Genomic DNA, 18,916 nt, shown 5'->3' on the forward strand with positions numbered 1-18,916 from the left:
CGCAATAAAAAAGGGGCGCGGTATGGTTACCGCGCCCCTCGTACTGATTATTTGCTTTTCTTCAGGTGGCTCATCAGGCGTTTACGTTTACGCATCTGGTTCGGCGTCAGCAGGTTGCGCTTGCCGGCGAACGGGTTTTCACCCTCTTTGAACTGGATGCGAATTGGCGTACCCATCACCTTCAGAGAACGACGGAAGTAGTTCATCAGATAGCGTTTGTACGAGTCGGCCAGATCGGTTACCTGGTTGCCGTGGATCACCACAATCGGCGGGTTGTACCCACCGGCGTGCGCGTATTTCAGCTTCACGCGGCGGCCACGCACCAACGGTGGCTGGTGGTCATCAGCAGCCATCTGCATGATTTTGGTCAGCATCGAGGTGTTCACACGACGCGTCGCGCACTCGTAAGCTTCCTGTACCGATTCGAACAGGTTACCCACGCCGCTGCCGTGCAAAGCGGAAATGAAGTGCACACGGGCGAAGTCGACAAAGCCCAGGCGCAGATCGAGCATCTCTTTGACGTGCTCGCGATCTTCTTCGCTCATGCCATCCCACTTGTTGACCGCAATCACCAGTGAGCGCCCACTATTGAGGATAAAGCCGAGCAGCGAGAGATCCTGATCGGAAATGCCTTCGCGCGCATCGACGACCAGCAGCACGACGTTTGCGTCTTCGATCGCCTGCAGGGTTTTGATTACCGAGAATTTCTCTACGGTTTCCGTTACCTTGCCGCGTTTACGCACCCCGGCGGTGTCGATCAGCACGTATTCGCGCTCGTCGCGGACCATCGGGATATAAATGCTGTCACGGGTGGTGCCCGGCATGTCGTACACCACCACACGCTCCTCGCCGAGGATACGGTTAGTCAGTGTGGACTTACCAACGTTAGGACGGCCAACGATTGCCAGCTTGATCGGCAAATCTTGCGGGTTGAAGTCGTCTTCCGGCTCTTCTTCCTCGTCTTCAGGCAGTTCACCTTCTTGCTCGGCCCAATAAGCAGCGTTAGCCTCTTCTTCGGTCAGCTCGACTTCTTCCGGTTTTTCACCGACAAACGGCACCAGCACGTGTTCGATCAGCTGCGCCACGCCACGACCGTGTGAAGCGGCAATCGCATGCACGTCACCCAGCCCCAGCGAGTAGAAATCGGCGGTGGCCATGTCTGGATCCATGCCGTCGGTTTTGTTGGCGACCAGGAAGGTGGCTTTCTGGCGGTTGCGCAGATGCTGGGCGATGCCCTGATCGGCAGGCATCAGACCGGCGCGGGCATCGACCATAAACAGCACGATGTCTGCTTCTTCGATCGCCAATAGCGACTGGCCAGCCATGCGGGTTTCAACGCCGTCTTCGGTACCGTCAATACCCCCGGTATCGACGATGATGAATTCATTGCCCTCAACTTCTGCACGACCATACTTGCGGTCTCGCGTTAGCCCGGGGAAATCCGCCACCAGCGCATCGCGCGTATGTGTTAAACGGTTAAACAAGGTGGATTTACCCACATTCGGGCGCCCAACTAGCGCGACGACAGGTATCATTGTGAAGCCTCATTACTTAATAATCAATGCGTTACTGCACTATGGATAGACACCAGAAGTGCAGCTTATAAAATACGAAACGGCCCCTGAACACTCAGGAGCCGTTTTCCCCTTCATCTTTCGCGCCACAGCGGCGTTGTCTGCGCACCTTCGCCCCGGTCACTTAGTTCACTAAGCTCCCGAGGACTCATGCGCTTGCCGCCTGGCTGCAACCCGAAAGCTTTCGGGTGCAAGAAGGGTCACGACGAGCGGCGTTAGCGGGTGAAAGCGTAAACTTTTCCGCCCTTCGCCTGGATGACCAGCTTATCGCCGGCTACCATCGGCGCAGACAGGAAGCCGGAGCTATCCACTTCCTGCTGGGCAACAAAACGGCCGTCCGTGGTGTTAATCCAGTGCAGGTAACCTTCGGAGTCACCGGTCACCAGGTAACCATTATACATCACTGGCGGGGTCAGGTTGCGGTGCAACAGCTCGCTCTGCGTCCATACGGTGACGCCACCTTCGGTGCTCAGCGCGACCACGCGATCGTTCTGATCGACCAGGTAAATGCGGCCTGCATCAACGATAAAGTCGTTTACCGAGCCCAGTTCACGTTTCCACAAAATCTGGCCGGAACGCAGATCCAGCGCAGTCAGGTTGCCATTGTAACCTAATGCGTAGACAACGCCTTCAACAATCACCGGCGTAGTGTCGACATCGTTCAGACGATCGATTTCGGTCGCGCCGCTCGGCTGGGAAATACGCTGCTGCCAGATCAACTGACCTTGCTGCATCAGCACGGCACTGACGCGGCCGTTATCACCGCCGACAATGGCTGCGCCAAAGGCAACGGCCGGAGCAGACTCGCCGCGCAACGACAGCGAAGGCATATCCAGGTTAACCGTCCACTTCACTGCGCCATCAGATTCATTCAGCGCCTGCAATTGACCGTTGGAGGTATGGATCAGTACCATGCCGTCGCTGATCACCGGACGCGAAATCGCTTCCCCGGCCACCTTGGTCTGCCAGGCTACCTTACCGTCAGCGGTGTTCAGAGCGTAAACGACGGCTTTCTCGCTGCCGACATAAACTTTGTCGCCCGAAACAGCCATACCGCCCGACAGCAGCGCCGGCAGGTTGCTGGAGAAGAAGCCGGTCTTCTCGGAGAGATCAACCTTCCACTTTTCGTTACCGCTGTCGGCATCCATCGCTTTCACGAGACCGTGGCGATCGGCAGCATAAATGGTGTTGTCCTGGAAAGCAGGACGCAGGTGAGAATAGAACTCACCGACGCCGTCGCCGACCGAGGTACTCCACGCCTTGCTTGGCGTGAACTGATTTTCAACTTTCGGCAGCGGCGACATGGTAACCACGTCTTCTTCACTGTTGAACAGTGAGCAACCACTCAACAAGGCAACGGAAACCAGTCCGACCAAGAGTGTTTTACGCAATTGCATGGGAATTCCCCTTAGCTGGACAAGTTATTCAATTTCATGCGCAGCAGAACCTGCAGCGCCTGAGAAGCGTTAGACTCAATGCCTTTGCTGTACGCCTCGCGCGCACCTTTGGTGTCACCTTTGGCCAACAGCACGTCGCCGCGCGTATCCTGCGCCATCGCCGCCCAGCCTTCGCCTTTCACGCCATCCAGCGTTTTCAGCGCTTCATCCAGCTTTTTCTCCTGCAACTGCACACGGGCCAGACGCAGGTTAATCATCGAAAGCAGGTTTTCATCTTTGGTCTGGCCCTGAGCCAGCACCAGCTGTTGGTCCGCTTTGGCAAAGTCGTTCTGCTCAACAAAATGCTTCGCCAGTTCCAGCGAGGCCAGCACGCCGTAGCTGTTGCTGTTGGCCTGGGCGAACTTCTCCGCAGCGGCCACGTCGTCCGGTTTACCGACCGCCAGACGATCGCTGGCTTCCTGATAAGATTGGGACGCAATCATCATGTTGGAGTTCTCGTGGCTCTGCCAGTAACGCCAGCCGACCAGGGCACCAATTCCGAGCACCACGCCCACTGCCAGCGCTTTGCCGTTTTCGGCAAAGAACCGACGCACGGCGTCGACTTGTTCGTTTTCAGTGGTATAGACTTCCACGGTGTCCTTCTCCTTAACCTAACATCAAAGCCAGACGCACAGCGACTTCGCTCTGCGCCAGCGTTTCTTGTTCACCACTGCGCAGGTCCTTGACGACCACCTGCTCGGCTGCGACTTCGTTCTCGCCCAGGATCAAGGCAACGCGCGCGCCCCATTTATCCGCACGGGTGATCTGCTTCTTAAAGTTACCGCCGCCGTAGTTGGTCATCAGTTTCAACTGCGGCGCGGCATCGCGAACGCGTTCAGCCAACTGCATCGCCGCGCTCTGCGTACCGGCACCGGAAGAGATCACGTACACGTCAATGGTCGCCGGAGCTTTAAACTCTGGGTTGACCGCCTGAACCAGCAGCACCAAACGCTCCAGGCCCATCGCGAAACCGACTGCCGGCGTTGCACGCCCGCCCAGTTGCTCGACCAGACCGTCATAACGGCCACCGGCGCACACCGTCCCCTGAGCGCCCAGACTGGTGGTCACCCATTCGAATACCGTACGGTTGTAATAGTCCAGACCGCGCACCAGGCGTTCATTGATGGTATATGGGATACCTGCCTGGGCCAAAAGTTCACACAGGCCTTCAAAGTGGGCTTTGGATTCTTCATCCAGATACTCGGACAGGCGCGGCGCATCGTTCAACAACGCTTGCACTTCCGGGTTTTTGGAGTCCAGCACGCGCAGCGGGTTGCTGTACATACGGCGTTTGCAATCTTCGTCCAGCTTGTCTTGATGCTGTTCCAGGAACGCCACCAAAGCATCACGGTAATTGGCGCGAGCTTCCAGTGAGCCGATGGAATTCAGCTCCAGCTTAACGTGATCAGCGATGCCCAGCGCTTTCCACCAGCGGGCGCTCAGCAGGATCAGCTCGGCGTCGATATCCGGGCCCTGCAGGCCAAACACTTCGGCACCCAGTTGGTGGAATTGACGGTAGCGGCCTTTTTGCGGACGCTCGTAGCGGAACATCGGACCGACGTACCAAAGACGCTGCTCCTGATTGTACAGCAGACCATGTTCGATGCCGGCGCGAACGCAACCAGCGGTCCCTTCCGGACGCAGCGTCAGGCTTTCGCCATTGCGATCGTCGAAGGTATACATCTCTTTTTCTACGACGTCGGTCACTTCGCCGATCGCGCGTTTGAATAACGGGGTCTGCTCTACAATCGGCAAGCGGATTTCGCTGTAACCGTAGCCGCTCAGCACCTGCTTGAGGATGCCTTCAATACGCTGCCATAATGCCGTTTCTTCCGGCAGGTAGTCGTTCATGCCGCGAATGGCTTGAATGTTCTTTGCCACGTGAGTTCTCTGTCCGTTGTCTATAAAAATGAACCCGATTATAGGGACTTTGCCGTCCCGTATTCAACGCGAATGCAGAGTTCTGCTCCCGGGTTCATAAACAAGCGGGCTAAAAAGCCCGCCGTATCGGTATAATGCTTATTTTTCCAGCAGGTTGACCGAGATGCGATTGCTCTCATCCATCATCGACGCCTTGGCGCGAATTTTGGCTTCCAACTGGTCAATCATCTGCTCGTTGTCGAAACGATCTTTCTGGCGCACGCCGTCTTCGTAGAAGCCGCTCTTTTTATGGCCGCCGGTAACGCCCAGCGTGGACACCAGCGCTTCGCCCGGCCCATTGACCACGCAGCCGATAATCGAAATGTCCATCGGCGTGATGATATCTTCCAGGCGCTGTTCCAGCGCGTTCACCGTACCGATAACGTCAAACTCCTGACGTGAACAGGTCGGGCACGCGATGAAGTTAATGCCGCGAGCGCGGATACGCAGTGACTTCAGAATGTCGAAACCAACCTTAACCTCTTCCACCGGATCGGCCGCCAGCGAGATACGCAGGGTATCGCCAATGCCTTCCGACAGCAGCAGACCCAGGCCAATCGCCGACTTGACCGAACCACTGCGTGCGCCACCGGCTTCGGTAATGCCGAGATGCAGCGGCTGATCGATACGCGCCGCCAGCAGCCGGTAGGATTGCACCGCCAGGAACACATCGGAAGCCTTGACGCTGACCTTGAACTGGTCGAAGTTGAGGCGATCGAGGATATCAACGTGGCGCATGGCGGATTCAAGCAGGGCTTCCGGCGTAGGTTCACCGTACTTTTCCTGGATGTCTTTCTCCAGCGAGCCGCCGTTTACCCCGATACGGATTGGGATATTTTTATCGCGTGCGCAGTCCACAACTGAACGGATACGCGACTCGTTACCGATATTGCCCGGGTTGATACGCAGGCAGTCTACGCCGTATTCAGCCACCTGCAGCGCAATGCGGTAATCGAAGTGGATATCGGCGACCAGCGGCACGTTGACCTGTTGCTTGATCAGCTTGAATGCCTCGGCGGCATCCATGGTGGGGACTGAAACGCGGACGATATCGACGCCGACGCGCTCCAGCGCTTTAATCTGATTGACCGTGGCTTCGACATCGGTAGTACGGGTGTTAGTCATCGACTGCACAGCAATCGGCGCACCATCACCAATAGGCACATTGCCGACGTAAATTCGCGTTGATTTTCGACGGATGATGGGCGATTGGTTATGCATTACTTACTCTCCATTGTTGCTCTGACTTAACGACAATGGCCGCGCAATTACTGCGCGGCAACGGTCAGACGAGCAACACGGTTTGACTTAACAAACCGGCTTAAATCAACCGGCTTACCTTGATATTGAATCTGTACTGCGGCCGGTGCGCCAATGGTCAGTTTATAAGGCGCGGTGCCCGCCAGGCTCAGCTTACCGCCGTTCTTCTGGCTACCGCTGTACAGCGTTTTGCCGCTGGCGTCAGTCACCTGCAACCAGCAGTCGGCGGTGAAGTTCATCACCAGCGCATTAGGATCAACCGCCGGTGCAGCTACGCCCGCATCTGCCGTCGGCAACGGTGCGGTTGGCGCCGCAGGCGTTGTCTCAGGCAACGTGGTTTGGCTTGGTGAAACCACCGCAGGCTGCTGCGCGGTTGCACTGCCGGTCACGGCCGGAGTCTGTGATTGCTGTGCTGCTGCGCCCGCACCGGTGTCAACCGGTGTGGAGCCATTGTCGGCCAAAGGTGCGCTGTTGTCGGCATTACTGTCGGTCAACGGTACGGATTGGCCTTCATTGTTTTGTGAAAGCTGGGCAGAAGATTGATCGGCCATAGTGGCGATCTCTTCCTGCTGGGCCTTGTGATTTTGCCACCACCAGGCACCGGTCAAGCCGACCACCACGAAAACGATCAACCAGGTGAAGCTCATCAGCCAGCCGTCGCGTTTTTTACGGCGCTTGCCCAGAGAGAAGCTTTGCATCGGAGCCACTTTCGCGACCTTCAACGGTGCCTGCTTGGCCAGCATCGGCAGCAGTTCATCCTCTGGCAAACGCACCAGCTTGGCATAGGAACGGATATAACCACGCACGAAGGTTGAAGCCAGGTCTGCGGACAGATTGTCTTCTTCAATATCGCGCACGGTAGACATTTTGAGGCACAGGCGTTCTGCAACGGCCTGTTGACTCAACCCGAGTTGTTCACGGGCCTGACGCAGACGTTCGCCTGTCGTCATTGATACGGTTTTATCTTGGGAGGCTTCAGTATTCATTAGCTAAGAACTGCTGGTACTGTTTGGATTGTGGAAAACTTCGCGATAACTGCTTGCCATAACGTTGCACGCTATCTTGGCGCCCGGCTAACGCGGCGAAACGAATCTGTAACCATAAGCTGTCGGCGCTGGCCGGCAGAACATGTTGATAACTATCCAATAAAAGTTGCGACTGTGCGCGCTTCCCTTCTCCAAATTGCTTTTCCGCCTCCACCAACAGTGGAGTGCCCTTGTCCGGATCGATCTTCAAAGCACGTGTTAACAAAATACGTGCCTCGTCGTTTTGTCCGGCTTTGAGAAAACAGTAACCTGCGTTTTCCAGGCTGTCGGCAACCTGACCGTAATCCGGTGCCACGGCTGCTGCGCTAAACTGCTGTTGTGCCGGTACATACTGCCCTAAACTGCAAAGAAACGCACCGTAATTATTCAGCACTGTGCCATTGTTCGGCGCAAGTTTGAGCGCCTGCTGATAACGCTGTTCAGCCGCGCTGTTCTCGCCAATCCGCTGCTCGTAGAGCGCCATACCCAATTGGGTACGGTAATCCTGTGGGGCGGCGTCTGCCGCTTTCTCCAGATTCTGGCGCGCGGCGTTTAAATCGCCCTGCTTCAGATATTCCAGACCCAGTTGCAATCGCGTCTGACCGGCTTCAGGCAGCGCGTCTTTTTCTTCCGGCGCTGAACCGGAACAACCGGCCAGTAACCCGGCCGCCAGCAACGTACCCCACAGAATCAGCTTCATGCCTGCATTCATTTCCTTGTCTGATGTTACCTTGACGTCTTTTCACATAACAGACTGTAAGATAACAAAAATCATGCTATAGGATTCAGACCGCACGCACGGTGATAGGTTCCCCGGCCATTTTCTTTTTCAGGGTACGCTTGGTGCGGTCGATCACTTCACCCGCCAGTTGCCCGCAGGCGGCATCGATATCGTCACCACGGGTTTTACGAACAATAGTCGTAAAGCCGTATTCCATCAACACTTTGGAAAAACGATCCACGCGGCTGTTGGAGCTGCGGCCGTAAGGTGCGCCCGGGAACGGGTTCCATGGGATCAGGTTGATCTTGCATGGCGTGTCCTTGAGGACTTCCGCCAGCTGGTGTGCGTCGTCGGTGCTGTCGTTGATATGATCCAGCATCACGTACTCGACCGTCACCCTGCCCTGATTGGCGTTGGATTTTTCCAGATAGCGGCGTACCGCAGCCAGGAAGGTCTCAATGTTGTATTTGCGGTTGATCGGCACGATGTCATCGCGGATCTTGTCGTTCGGCGCATGCAGCGAGATCGCCAGCGCGACGTCGATCATATCACCCAGCTTGTCCAGCGCAGGCACTACGCCCGAGGTCGACAGGGTCACGCGGCGTTTTGACAGGCCAAAACCGAAATCATCCAGCATGATTTCCATCGCCGGCACCACGTTGGTCAGGTTAAGCAAGGGCTCACCCATGCCCATCATCACCACGTTGGTGATCGGGCGCTCGCCGGTGACTTTCAGTGCACCGATGATTTTCGCCGCACGCCACACCTGGCCGATGATTTCCGACACGCGCAGGTTGCGGTTAAAGCCCTGCTGAGCGGTCGAACAGAATTTGCATTCCAGCGCGCAACCCACCTGGGAAGAAACACACAGGGTCGCACGGTCGCCGTCCGGGATATACACGGTTTCGACCTGCTGATCGCCCACCTTGATAGCCCATTTAATGGTGCCGTCGGCTGAGCGTTGTTCTTCCGCCACTTCTGGCGCACGGATTTCGGCGACGCTTTGCAATTTATTGCGCAGGACCTTGTTGATATCGGTCATCTGCTCAAAATCATCGCAGCAATAGTGGTACATCCACTTCATCACCTGATCGGCACGGAAGGGTTTCTCGCCCATTTTGGCGAAAAACTCACGCATTTGCTGACGGTTCAGATCCAGCAGATTAATTTTGGCCACAGCCGGTTTTTCCGCGTTAACGGATTGAGTAGTCAGCGAATTATTTTCAGACACGATGTGCTCGGACGTGATGGGTTCTAACATAATTGATCTCTGGCCTCGTTGTTACACTTTATGGCGCGAAAGAGTGGAAAGTAAGTGCGTCGCTCAGCCCGTATAAATCGGGCGACGGCGCTAAAAGCGCGCCCCTGACAAGATGACTCATCAGGGGCGCGGCATTGTACAAATTTTAGTAGTAGCTTTCCACGTCTGAAAGGCATTCAGGGCATTTTTATTGTTTCAGCCAGTGAATGCCATACTTCAGCGTCGAAATGACAGCAATTAACGCGGGCAGATTTCGCTTTCGTTGAAGAAGTAAGCGATTTCGCGCTGAGCAGATTCTACTGCGTCAGAACCGTGCACGGCGTTGGCAGTGAAGCTGTCCGCGTAGTCAGCACGCAGGGTGCCGGCCAGAGCGTTGTCTGGGTTGGTTGCGCCCATGATGTCACGGTTGCGCTGTACTGCATTTTCCGCTTCCAGAACCTGAACCACGATCGGGCCAGAGGTCATGAATTCAACCAGACCATCGAAGAATGGGCGGCCTTTGTGCTCAGCGTAGAAGCCTTCGGCTTGTTCGCGAGTCAGACGCAGCATTTTGGATGCGATGATTTTGAAACCGGCACGCTCAAAGCGAGCATAGATTGCGCCGATGTCGTTGTTAGCTACAGCGTTTGGTTTAATGATGGAAAAGGTACGTTCTACGGTCATGATGGCCTCTGTATAACTTCCAAAACAGGCCGGTCTGAAAACAGGTGCCGGCCTTCTCAAGTGGCGCAGATTATATGTGTGCCGTTAACGCTTGCCTACGGGAAAATCAACATTTCATTAAAAAATTATTATCCTGATTCTTCACTTTGCGGCACAGAGCACAGGTTGTACGAACTCATACGGACCGAGTCTCAAAACGCGCTGCCGTTACCGACCCTTCCCTGCTTCACAACGAACTGCCATGCCGATCACAGTGCGTGACACTCTGGGTTGAGTTTATGACTATATTCTTTTAAAACAAAAAGATAATAAAAATCATCCAGACTTGGCCCCGCCCATTTCGGCAGCCGCGAAACCAGCAGGAAATGATATGGCCACCATGAAAGACGTTGCCCGACGCGCTGGCGTTTCCACCGCCACCGTCAGCAGGGTGATCAACAGCACCGCTTATGTTGAACCCGTCACCCGTGAACGCGTTGAAAAAGCCATGCGCGAGTTTAACTATCATCGAAATGCCGCCGCGCTGGCGCTGGCGAAACGCAGCGGCAATATGCTGGGGTTGCTGACCGGTAACCTCGACGATCCGTTTTTCTCGCGACTGGCCCGAGGCGTGGAAGATATCACGCGCAAAGACGGTGTAAAATTGATGGTCTGTAGCGGTGGCCATCAGGCCGAACTGGAGAAAAACGGCCTGGATTTCCTGATCAATCAAGGCTGCGAATCGATTGTTGCCCACGTCACCCGCATGAGCGATGCCGATATTCTGCGCTATGCCGCCCACACTCCGGCGATGGTGGTGATCAACCGTTATTTGCCCGCCATCGCCAATCGCTGCATCTGGCTGGACAACGTAAGCGCTTCTCAGGCTGCCACCCGAATGCTCATCGAGCGCGGACACCGCAACATTGCCTGCATCACCACAGATCTGCCGATCGATGACCGCAAGCAGCGTCTCGAGGGATATCGAACCGCGATGGCCGAAGCCGGGATTGCGGTGCCGGGTGACTGGATCATCAGCGTCCCCTTCAATGAGCAAGGGGGCGAAGCAGCGGCAGAGAAAATCCTCGCCAGTAAGCAGGCTTTTACCGCCGCGCTGACATTCAACGACGTAATGGCCGCCGGCATGATGCGCACCTTTCGCCAGCGGCGGATGAACCTGCCCGAAGATATCTCGATTGTCGGCTTCGATGACGTAGCCCTGGCAAAATACCTCCACCCGCCGTTGACCACCGTGCATTATCCGATTGAGAAAATGGCCCGACGCGCGGCCAATTTGGCGCTGCAACTCAATTCAGGCACCGCCGTTACGCCGCAGAACAATCGGTTTTCCGCTGAGCTGATCCTGCGGGACTCGGTGGCCTTTGTGGAAAAAAATCCCCCATTTGAAGAAAACAAGGCCGCCAAGTGAGAGATCTCTCACATAACGCGCCTTCATGTAACCGATTACATCGCCAATGGCCCGCGCTCACACCTCATTCACTGCAAATTCATTAGGCTTGCGTCACTTCCCCATCCTTAACCGGAGTTGTAAATGAATGACAAAAAGAAGCTCAACCTGGGGTTAGCGATGCTCCCCATTGTGGCCATGCTGTTGCTGCTTATCATAGGCTATGGCCAGTTGGGACTGCGGATCGAACCGCTGCTGCTGGCTTCCGCTGGCATTGCCGCTGCGCTGGCCTACTGGCAGGGCTACCGCTGGGACGACATCATTGATTCCATCGTCGCCAAACTGGCCAAAGCCATGCCGGTGATTATGATATTGATTTGCGTGGGCGGGCTGATCGGCACCTGGATGTTCAGCGGTACCATTCCTTATATGGTTTATTGGGGGCTCAAACTGATCAGCCCTCAATATATCCTGATCGCCGCGTTCTTCATTACCAGCGTGATTTCCGTGTGTACCGGTACATCCTGGGGGGCAGCAGGCACCGTCGGGGTCGCGCTGATGGGCGTAGCCGCCGGGCTGGATGTGCCATTGGCCGCCGCCGCGGGCGCCGTCGTTTCCGGGGCCTATTTTGGCGACAAAATCTCCCCATTGTCTGACTCAACCAATTTCGCGGCCATCGTTGCGGACACCGACCTTTACAGCCATATCCAGCACCTGATGTATACAACGCTTCCGAGCTTCATTTTAGCGGCGGTGGTGTATCTGATTGCCGGACACACCAGCGCCGTCGGCAGCGTGGCTACACCGGAAAAAGTCACCGAGATCGTGACGGCGCTAGAGAGCCTTTATCACTTCAACCTGTTGCTAATCCTGCCCCCGGTTCTGGTGCTGTGGGGCGCGGTGACCAAACGTCCGGTGATCCCAGTCATGCTGGCAGCCTGTGCGCTGGCTATCGCCATCGGCGTACTTCTGCAGGGGTTCAGTCTGCAACAAGGCTTAAATGCGCTGATGGATGGTTTTAACCTTTCAATGTTTGCCACTCAAGGGCACGGCATCAACGGTATCGTCGAAGATGTGCCTCGCCTGCTCAACCGGGGCGGTATGTTTTCGATGATGAGTACCATCCTGCTGGTCTTCTGCGCCTTTTCCTTTGCGGGCGCATTAACCCTGACCGGGGCATTGACCGTCATCATCAATCGGCTGCTGAAAGTGGTTCACACTACCGGCCAACTGATCGCCGCAACGGTTGCAACCACCATTCTGGTCACCGGCGCCACCAGCGACGGCAAATTGGCGCTGCTGATCCCCGCTGAACTCTTCAAAGGCGCCTATCGCCGCATGGGCCTGGACAATAAAAACCTGTCGCGGACCGTAGAAGATGCAGGCACCGTCATCGAACCGTTAATCCCGTGGACCGCCGCGGGCATTTATATGGCGACAACCCTGGGAGTCAGCACGCTGGATTTGCTGCCCTGGGCCATTCAATGCTACGCCGCCGTAGTATTCGCCCTGATTTACGGATTTACCGGTTTCGGCATTGCCAAGATACAGCCACAGCAAGATTTACAGCGTAAGGAAGCCTGACGTGAAACAAACCGATTTTAACCAGATCATCAACCGCCACCACACCGGCTCGGTGAAATGGGACTTTATCGACCGCTATCTGCAGCTCGATGAAACCGATCTTTTGCCGATGTGGGTGTCCGATTTTGACTTTCAGTGTCCGCTGGAAGTCCGACAGGCGCTGCATCACCGCGTTGAACACGGCATATTCGGTTACAGCGAACGCGATGACCAGTATTACCAGGCGGTGATGGATTGGTTCTCAAAACGGCACCAGTTGCCTTTGCAGCGGGAGTGGTTCACCTCCATCGAAGGCGTGGTTCCCGGTCTGGCGATCCTGATCCAACTGCTAAGCCAGCCCGGAGATCCGATCGTGATCCAGGGGCCGTACTACGGATCTTTTGCCAAGATCGTTACCCTGAACGGCAGAGAGGTGCTTGAAAATCCTTTAGCCCTCGGCCCGCAAGGCTATCAATTCGACTTCGATCATCTGGAGGCGTGTTTTGAACAGCGCAAGCCCCCGTTGCTGCTGCTGTGCAATCCGCATAACCCAACGGGCCGGTGCTGGACCCGCGACGAACTGACGCAGTTGATGACGCTGTGCAGCCGCTATGGCGTAACGGTTATCTCCGATGAAATCTGGGCCGATCTGCTGCTGCCTGGCGAGACCTTCACCTCCGTGCTGCATCTGGACGAGAGCTGGCAAGACCATGTGATTTCTGCGACTTCCGCCAGCAAGAGCTTTGGCCTGTCGTCACTGCGCATCTCAAACTTCCTGATCCCCAACGATCAAACCCGAAATGCGTTTGTCGAACGCCTCAATGCCCATGGGTTGGATGTCTTCAATGCGCTGTCGATGACCGCCGCCACGGCCGCCTATCAGCAAGGGGAAACCTGGCTTGATGCTCTGCAGCAATATCTGGCAGACAACCGGCGCTGGTTTGAACAGGCCTTAGCCTATGCCGCCCCCTGGTGCAAAATGACCCGGGCCGAAGGCACCTATCTTGCCTGGCTGAATTGTCGCGCTTTGGGCCTGGATGACAATGCGCTTCAACAGGCGCTGATCCACCAGTCAAAAATTGCTGCTTCAATGGGCGTCAGTTTTGGCGAACAGGGAAAAGGATTTATCCGCCTCAATCTCGGCTGCCCGCGTCAATATCTTGAAAGCGCCATTGCAGGGCTTGCGCGATTAAAACCGTCGCTTTGATCAGCAGGAAAAAGCAAGCGCTACCGGCAGAATGCGCGCCGGTAGCGAAAAGCAGGATTACTGGGTTTTATCGGTCGAAGGAATGATATTACGCAGCCAACTGCCCCAGCGGCGCTGGTAGAAGGGTTGGGTATGGGTGATCAGGTAATGGCTGACCCCACGCTCCTTTTCAGAGACCAGACAAAAATCTACCGGCTCGTCGTTGGGCGCAGTTTCGCTGGCAACGCTTCCTGCTTCGTTGATCAGCGCTTCAATTTCCGCCGGCTCACCGTCCACTTCCAGTCCGACCAACAGATTTGGTTTTTCGTCGACCGCCTGATCGTGCATCAGCGCCAAAAACGCACGGCGTACCGGCTTGCGTTGACTGAAAAGCGTGGTCAAGGCATCGACCATCGCCGACGGGTACTCCTCCGGCTGACCCAACAGGATCTGGGTATCCTTGTCGATATAACGTTCCGCCGGTTTGGCTACGCCACCGGTAGCCAGCAGCATTGCCACTTCTTCAGGATAAAACTCTTTGCCGTACTCGGCCTTAGGGTTGAGAAACAGATCCGCGCCCTGAGTGATTTCGAACAATACCCGCGCCGGCATGGCGATAAACGGCTGTTCGTCTTCAACGGCCTTTTGCAGCGCTTCTACCGAGCTAAAAAACGGAATGATGCTGCCGCCGTCCTGTTTTTCCCAGTGCTGAATATTCACCGGCGTATCGGCGTTCAGCGTGATGTCACCGCCATGCTGTACCTGTTCGCTGTCACCGAGGATCAACACCGTCGCGTCGAGCAACTCACGGAAAAACGCCGGGCGATGGGCCGGCTCCGTCACCGCCAGCTTCAGCAGGCGTTCAAGTTCGTTTTCGCCTGTGGCGGTATCGTGATGGTGAGAACTCATGACAAACTCCAGCAATCAAATAACGGGGCCCAGCATGCTGGGCCCCGACAATAAAACGACGTTCAAGCCGCCCGCCAAGGCGGGCATGCCATTATTTGGCTTTGCTCAGCAACAGGTTGGCCAGGGCACGCACACCCAGACCGGTCGCACCGGCAGACCATTGATCCACCGCGCCCTTACGGTAAGTGGCGGAGCAGTCAATGTGCAACCAGCCTTTCTGATAATTCTGCACAAAATGCGACAGGAATGCAGCCGCGGTGCTGGCACCGGCAGTGTAGGCCGGACCGGCAATATTGTTCAGTTCAGCAAAGTTGGACGGCAGTTGGCTGCGGTGGAACTCAGCCAACGGCAGGCGCCAGAAAGGCTCTTGCTCGGCAGCCGCGCTGGTCAGCAGTTCCTGTGCCAAAGCATCATCGAAGCTGAACAACGCATGGTAATCGTTACCCACCGCGGTTTTCGCCGCACCAGTCAGGGTGGCGCAGTCGATGATCAACTCAGGGTTTTGTGCAGAAGCATCGATCAGTCCGTCAGCCAGTACCAGGCGCCCTTCCGCATCGGTGTTCATAACCTCAACGGTTTTGCCGTTACGATAACGGATGATGTCACCCAGTTTGAAGGCGTTGCCGCTAACCATGTTATCGGCGCAGCACAGATAGAGTTTCACGCGCTGTTTCAGACCACGTGCCGCCGCCAGCGCCAGTGCGCCGGTAATGGTGGCCGCCCCGCCCATATCCGCTTTCATGGAATCCATAAATGCACTTTGCTTCAGGCTGTAGCCACCGGTGTCAAAGGTGATGCCTTTGCCCACCAGGCAAGCAAATACCGGCGCTTCCGGGTTGCCGGTCGGGTTGAAGTCCAGTGCCAACAGCACCGGTGAACGATCGGAACCCCGGCCCACGGTGTGAATACCGGCGTAGTTTTGCTCGCGCAGATCTTCACCCTTGGTAATACGATAGCTGACGGCATCGCAGCCAACGTCACACATCAGATCAACCGCGCGCGTAGCCAGTTGTTCCGGCCCCAGCTCTTCCGCCGGCATATTGATGGTGTCGCGTACCCAGTCAACAATCTTCAGACGCTGTTCCAGCTCTTTGCGTTCCGCTTCCGGCAGCTCTGCCCATTCGACGCTGCGCTTGCCTTTTGGCCCGCGGAAACCTTGCCAGAACGCCCAGCTGTTCTCCAGATCCCAGCCATCGCCGGCCAGTTTGACGTTTTTGACACCTTGGCCGTCAATCTTGCGGGCAGCACGCTGGATGCCCCCCAGCTTATCGTTGCCGGTCAGGTGAATGGTCATTCCTCGATCATCAGTGCTCAGCAGCGCTTTTTCGCCCCAGCGAGCGTCGGCAGGTTGGTTCGACAGCGTTACCTGCATGAATTCAGTTGTCATAGCCTTCTTACTCCGGATTATTCTTTTATTAATCGTGTCGGATACAAAATAAACGGGCCGCCTATGGCAGCCCGTTACGCTATTTACTCCGCTTCATCTAACCAGACCAGCAGGATCGCTTCCAGTATTTTCTCATTGGAAGCCTGTGGATCGTCGTCAAAATCTTCCAGATCGCAAATCCACTGATGCATGTCGGTAAAACGTACGGTTTTCGGATCGGTATCCGGGTATTGGTCGTACAGGGCTTCGCCGATTTCACGGCTATCGGTCCACTTCAGTCCCATTATTATCTCCAGCTCTGCGCCGCGGCTAGCAATTAATGCTCACGCGCATGGTTAACGGTATAACGCGGCATTTCGACCACCAAATCTTCGTCGGCCACCAGCGCCTGGCAGCTCAGGCGGCTTTCCGGCTCCAGACCCCAGGCCTTGTCCAGCATGTCGTCTTCCAGCTCGCTGCTCTCTTCAAGAGAGTCAAAGCCTTCGCGCACGATGCAGTGACAGGTGGTGCAGGCGCAGGATTTCTCGCAGGCGTGCTCAATTTCGATACCGTTGCGCAGTGCAACGTTGAGGATTGACTCCCCTTGCTCAGCTTCCAGTACCGCCCCCTCCGGGCATAAATCTTGATGGGGCAGGAAAACAATTTTAGGCATGATTAAACCTCATCCACAGAATGGCCAGCCAGCGCACGGCGAATGGAAGCATCCATGCGGCGCGCGGCAAAGTCTTGCGTTTGTGCATCTAATGTTTTTATTGCGGCTTCGATAGCGGCAGGATCGGTGCCCTGCGTCGCCTGTTGCAAAGCGTCCACCGCAGCGGCGATCGCCGTACTTTCGGCCTCGCTCAGTAAAGCAGCATCGCTTGCCAGTGCGCCCTGCAGACTTTCCAGCACCCGAGACGCCTCTACCCGCTGTTCTGCCAGTTTGCGTGCGCCAACATCGCTCTGCGCATTGGCCATCGAGTCTTTGATCATACCGGCGATTTCGGCGTCAGAAAGGCCATACGAAGGTTTAACCTGAATCGAAGCCTCAACGCCGGTGGATTTCTCCATCGCGGTAACGCTCAACAGGCCGTCGGCATCCACCTGGAAGGTGACGCGAATATGCGCGCCACCGGCAGGCAGCGGCGGTAAGCCACGCAGCGAGAAACGCGCCAGCGAACGGCAATCCTGTACCAGCTCACGCTCACCCTGCAGCACGTGGATCATCATCGCGCTTTGGCCGTCTTTGAAAGTGGTGAATTCCTGGGCACGCGCCACCGGAATGGTGGTGTTGCGCGGGATCACTTTTTCGACCAGACCGCCCATGGTTTCCAGACCCAGCGACAGCGGGATCACGTCCAGCAGCAGCATGTCGCTGTCCGGCTTGTTGCCCACCAGAATATCGGCCTGAATGGCGGCACCGATGGCGACCACTTTATCGGGATCAATCGAGGTCAGCGGCGTGCGGCCAAAGAACGCGCCTACCTGCTCGCGCACCAAAGGTACGCGAGTGGAACCGCCAACCATCACCACTTCCAACACGTCTTCAGCATTGACGCCGGCGTCTTTCAGCGCACGGCGGCAAGCCATCAGGGTGCGTTTAACCAGTGTGGCGATCAAAGCGTCGAACTGTGCTCGCGTCACTTCGCCCTGCCAACCGGCAACTTCCACGCTCACGCTGTCGGCATCGCTCAGAGCTATCTTGGCGGCAATGGCTGCGTCCAGCAGTTGACGCTGAACCCCGTGATCGCTACGGTCGGCCACGCCGGCCTGTTCCCGCAGCCAATCGGCCAGCAGGTGGTCAAAGTCGTCGCCGCCCAACGCGGAATCGCCGCCGGTGGCCAACACTTCGAACACGCCGCGGCTCAGCCGCAGAATGGAAATATCAAAGGTGCCGCCGCCCAAATCGTAAACCGCGATGATGCCTTCCTGCCCGGAATCCAGGCCATAGGCAATCGCTGCCGCCGTAGGTTCGTTCAGCAGGCGCAGCACGTGCAGCCCGGCCAGACGCGCAGCGTCCTTGGTGCCCTGGCGCTGTGCATCGTCAAAATATGCGGGAACGGTGATCACCACGCCGTCTAAATCCCCTTCCAGCGCGGTTTGCGCACGCGCTGCAAGCGCTTTGAGGATATCGGCGGAAACGCCTACCGGGTTAACCGGTCCGGCGGCGGTCAGGATCATCGGCAAGCCGTTTTCACTGGCCTGGAACTGGTACGGCAGGTTCGGGTAACGCTGCTGTACGTCGGCCAGAGAGCGACCCATCATGCGTTTGATTGAGCTGATGGTGTTAGCGGGATCCTGTGCGGCCTGCTGGCGCGCATCCCAACCGACACGCAAGGTATCAGCCTGATAGTGCACCACCGAGGGCAGTAAATCGCGCCCCTGAGCATCGGCCAGCGTTTCCGCCTGCCCGCTGCGCACCGTGGCGACCAGAGAGTTGGTGGTGCCTAAATCAATACCGGCAGCCAGACGGCGCTGGTGCGGCGCGGCGCTAAGGCCGGGCTCACTAATTTGTAATAAGGCCATATTGAAGCTTCCCATATCCTTCATACTTGAAGCTGCTTGGGTGTTGGCTGCCTTCACTCACCCCAGTCTCTTACTTGAGTAAGCTCCTGGGGATTCACTCAGTTGCCGCCTACAAGCAA

At 56.4% G+C, this 18,916-nt stretch carries 17 protein-coding genes; 3 read left to right on the forward strand and 14 right to left on the reverse strand.

All coding sequences use genetic code 11. The annotated features are described in order from the left end of the window. Positions 1-47 precede the first annotated feature (47 nt). The 9 genes from der to ndk form a co-directional block, all read right to left on the reverse strand. The gene (der, locus tag M2407_RS12195) at positions 48-1,535 is read right to left on the reverse strand and encodes a ribosome biogenesis GTPase Der (RefSeq protein WP_020828148.1); all 1,488 of its coding nucleotides are present in this window, start codon (positions 1,533-1,535) and stop codon (positions 48-50) included. 254 nt (positions 1,536-1,789) lie between these two features. Then, a complete protein-coding gene (gene bamB / locus M2407_RS12200) occupies positions 1,790-2,971 on the reverse strand; it encodes an outer membrane protein assembly factor BamB (RefSeq protein ID WP_142814583.1) in 1,182 nt (393 codons plus the stop codon). A gap of 11 nt (positions 2,972-2,982) precedes the next feature. Further along, positions 2,983-3,603: a YfgM family protein gene (locus M2407_RS12205; RefSeq protein ID WP_046372904.1), complete on the reverse strand. Its 621-nt coding sequence runs from the start codon at positions 3,601-3,603 to the stop codon at positions 2,983-2,985. Positions 3,604-3,616: 13 nt separating this feature from the next. Beyond that, a complete protein-coding gene (gene hisS, locus M2407_RS12210; protein WP_020828151.1) occupies positions 3,617-4,891 on the reverse strand; it encodes a histidine--tRNA ligase in 1,275 nt (424 codons plus the stop codon). A 138-nt stretch (positions 4,892-5,029) separates the two neighbouring features. Next, positions 5,030-6,151, reverse strand: coding sequence for a flavodoxin-dependent (E)-4-hydroxy-3-methylbut-2-enyl-diphosphate synthase (gene ispG, locus M2407_RS12215; RefSeq protein ID WP_020828152.1), 1,122 nt, complete (start codon positions 6,149-6,151; stop codon positions 5,030-5,032). Positions 6,152-6,198: 47 nt separating this feature from the next. Then, entirely contained in the window at positions 6,199-7,176 is a 978-nt protein-coding gene (gene rodZ, locus M2407_RS12220; protein WP_020828153.1) for a cytoskeleton protein RodZ, read from the reverse strand. Continuing rightward, the gene (pilW, locus tag M2407_RS12225) at positions 7,166-7,915 is read right to left on the reverse strand and encodes a type IV pilus biogenesis/stability protein PilW (RefSeq protein WP_046372902.1); all 750 of its coding nucleotides are present in this window, start codon (positions 7,913-7,915) and stop codon (positions 7,166-7,168) included. Before pilW ends, rodZ begins: the two co-directional genes overlap by 11 nt. An 85-nt stretch (positions 7,916-8,000) precedes the next feature. Next, positions 8,001-9,197: a bifunctional tRNA (adenosine(37)-C2)-methyltransferase TrmG/ribosomal RNA large subunit methyltransferase RlmN gene (locus tag M2407_RS12230; protein ID WP_020828155.1), complete on the reverse strand. Its 1,197-nt coding sequence runs from the start codon at positions 9,195-9,197 to the stop codon at positions 8,001-8,003. Between the two features lie 237 nt (positions 9,198-9,434). Next, entirely contained in the window at positions 9,435-9,860 is a 426-nt protein-coding gene (gene ndk, locus M2407_RS12235; protein ID WP_004952077.1) for a nucleoside-diphosphate kinase, read from the reverse strand. 370 nt (positions 9,861-10,230) lie between these two features. On the opposite strand from ndk, the gene M2407_RS12240 reads away from it, so the two are divergent. The 3 genes from M2407_RS12240 (at position 10,231) to M2407_RS12250 (ending at position 14,017) form a co-directional block, all read left to right on the forward strand. Next, positions 10,231-11,268 carry a LacI family DNA-binding transcriptional regulator gene (locus tag M2407_RS12240; RefSeq protein WP_115058259.1) on the forward strand — a complete coding sequence of 346 codons (1,038 nt, stop codon included), beginning with the start codon at positions 10,231-10,233 and terminating at the stop codon, positions 11,266-11,268. Positions 11,269-11,391: 123 nt separating this feature from the next. Further along, positions 11,392-12,831, forward strand: a complete 1,440-nt coding sequence (nhaC, locus tag M2407_RS12245) for a Na+/H+ antiporter NhaC (protein WP_020828157.1) — start codon at positions 11,392-11,394, stop codon at positions 12,829-12,831. Position 12,832: 1 nt separating this feature from the next. After that, positions 12,833-14,017, forward strand: a complete 1,185-nt coding sequence (locus M2407_RS12250; protein WP_259218278.1) for a MalY/PatB family protein — start codon at positions 12,833-12,835, stop codon at positions 14,015-14,017. A 57-nt stretch (positions 14,018-14,074) separates the two neighbouring features. Here the strand turns inward: M2407_RS12250 and sseB are convergent, their stop codons facing one another. The 5 genes from sseB to hscA form a co-directional block, all read right to left on the reverse strand. Then, the gene (gene sseB / locus M2407_RS12255) at positions 14,075-14,905 is read right to left on the reverse strand and encodes an enhanced serine sensitivity protein SseB (protein ID WP_020828159.1); all 831 of its coding nucleotides are present in this window, start codon (positions 14,903-14,905) and stop codon (positions 14,075-14,077) included. Between the two features lie 91 nt (positions 14,906-14,996). Beyond that, complete coding sequence (gene pepB / locus M2407_RS12260; protein ID WP_044554573.1) at positions 14,997-16,292, reverse strand: aminopeptidase PepB; 1,296 nt, start codon at positions 16,290-16,292, stop codon at positions 14,997-14,999. 83 nt (positions 16,293-16,375) lie between these two features. Beyond that, entirely contained in the window at positions 16,376-16,576 is a 201-nt protein-coding gene (iscX, locus tag M2407_RS12265; RefSeq protein WP_020828161.1) for a Fe-S cluster assembly protein IscX, read from the reverse strand. Positions 16,577-16,608: 32 nt separating this feature from the next. After that, complete coding sequence (gene fdx, locus M2407_RS12270; protein WP_004952086.1) at positions 16,609-16,944, reverse strand: ISC system 2Fe-2S type ferredoxin; 336 nt, start codon at positions 16,942-16,944, stop codon at positions 16,609-16,611. A gap of 2 nt (positions 16,945-16,946) precedes the next feature. After that, positions 16,947-18,797: a Fe-S protein assembly chaperone HscA gene (hscA, locus tag M2407_RS12275; protein WP_128865087.1), complete on the reverse strand. Its 1,851-nt coding sequence runs from the start codon at positions 18,795-18,797 to the stop codon at positions 16,947-16,949. Between the last annotated feature and the right edge of the window lie 119 nt (positions 18,798-18,916).

It is taken from the genome of Serratia sp. BIGb0234, assembly GCF_024809915.1.
GTDB classification, from domain to species: Bacteria; Pseudomonadota; Gammaproteobacteria; order Enterobacterales; family Enterobacteriaceae; genus Serratia; species Serratia liquefaciens.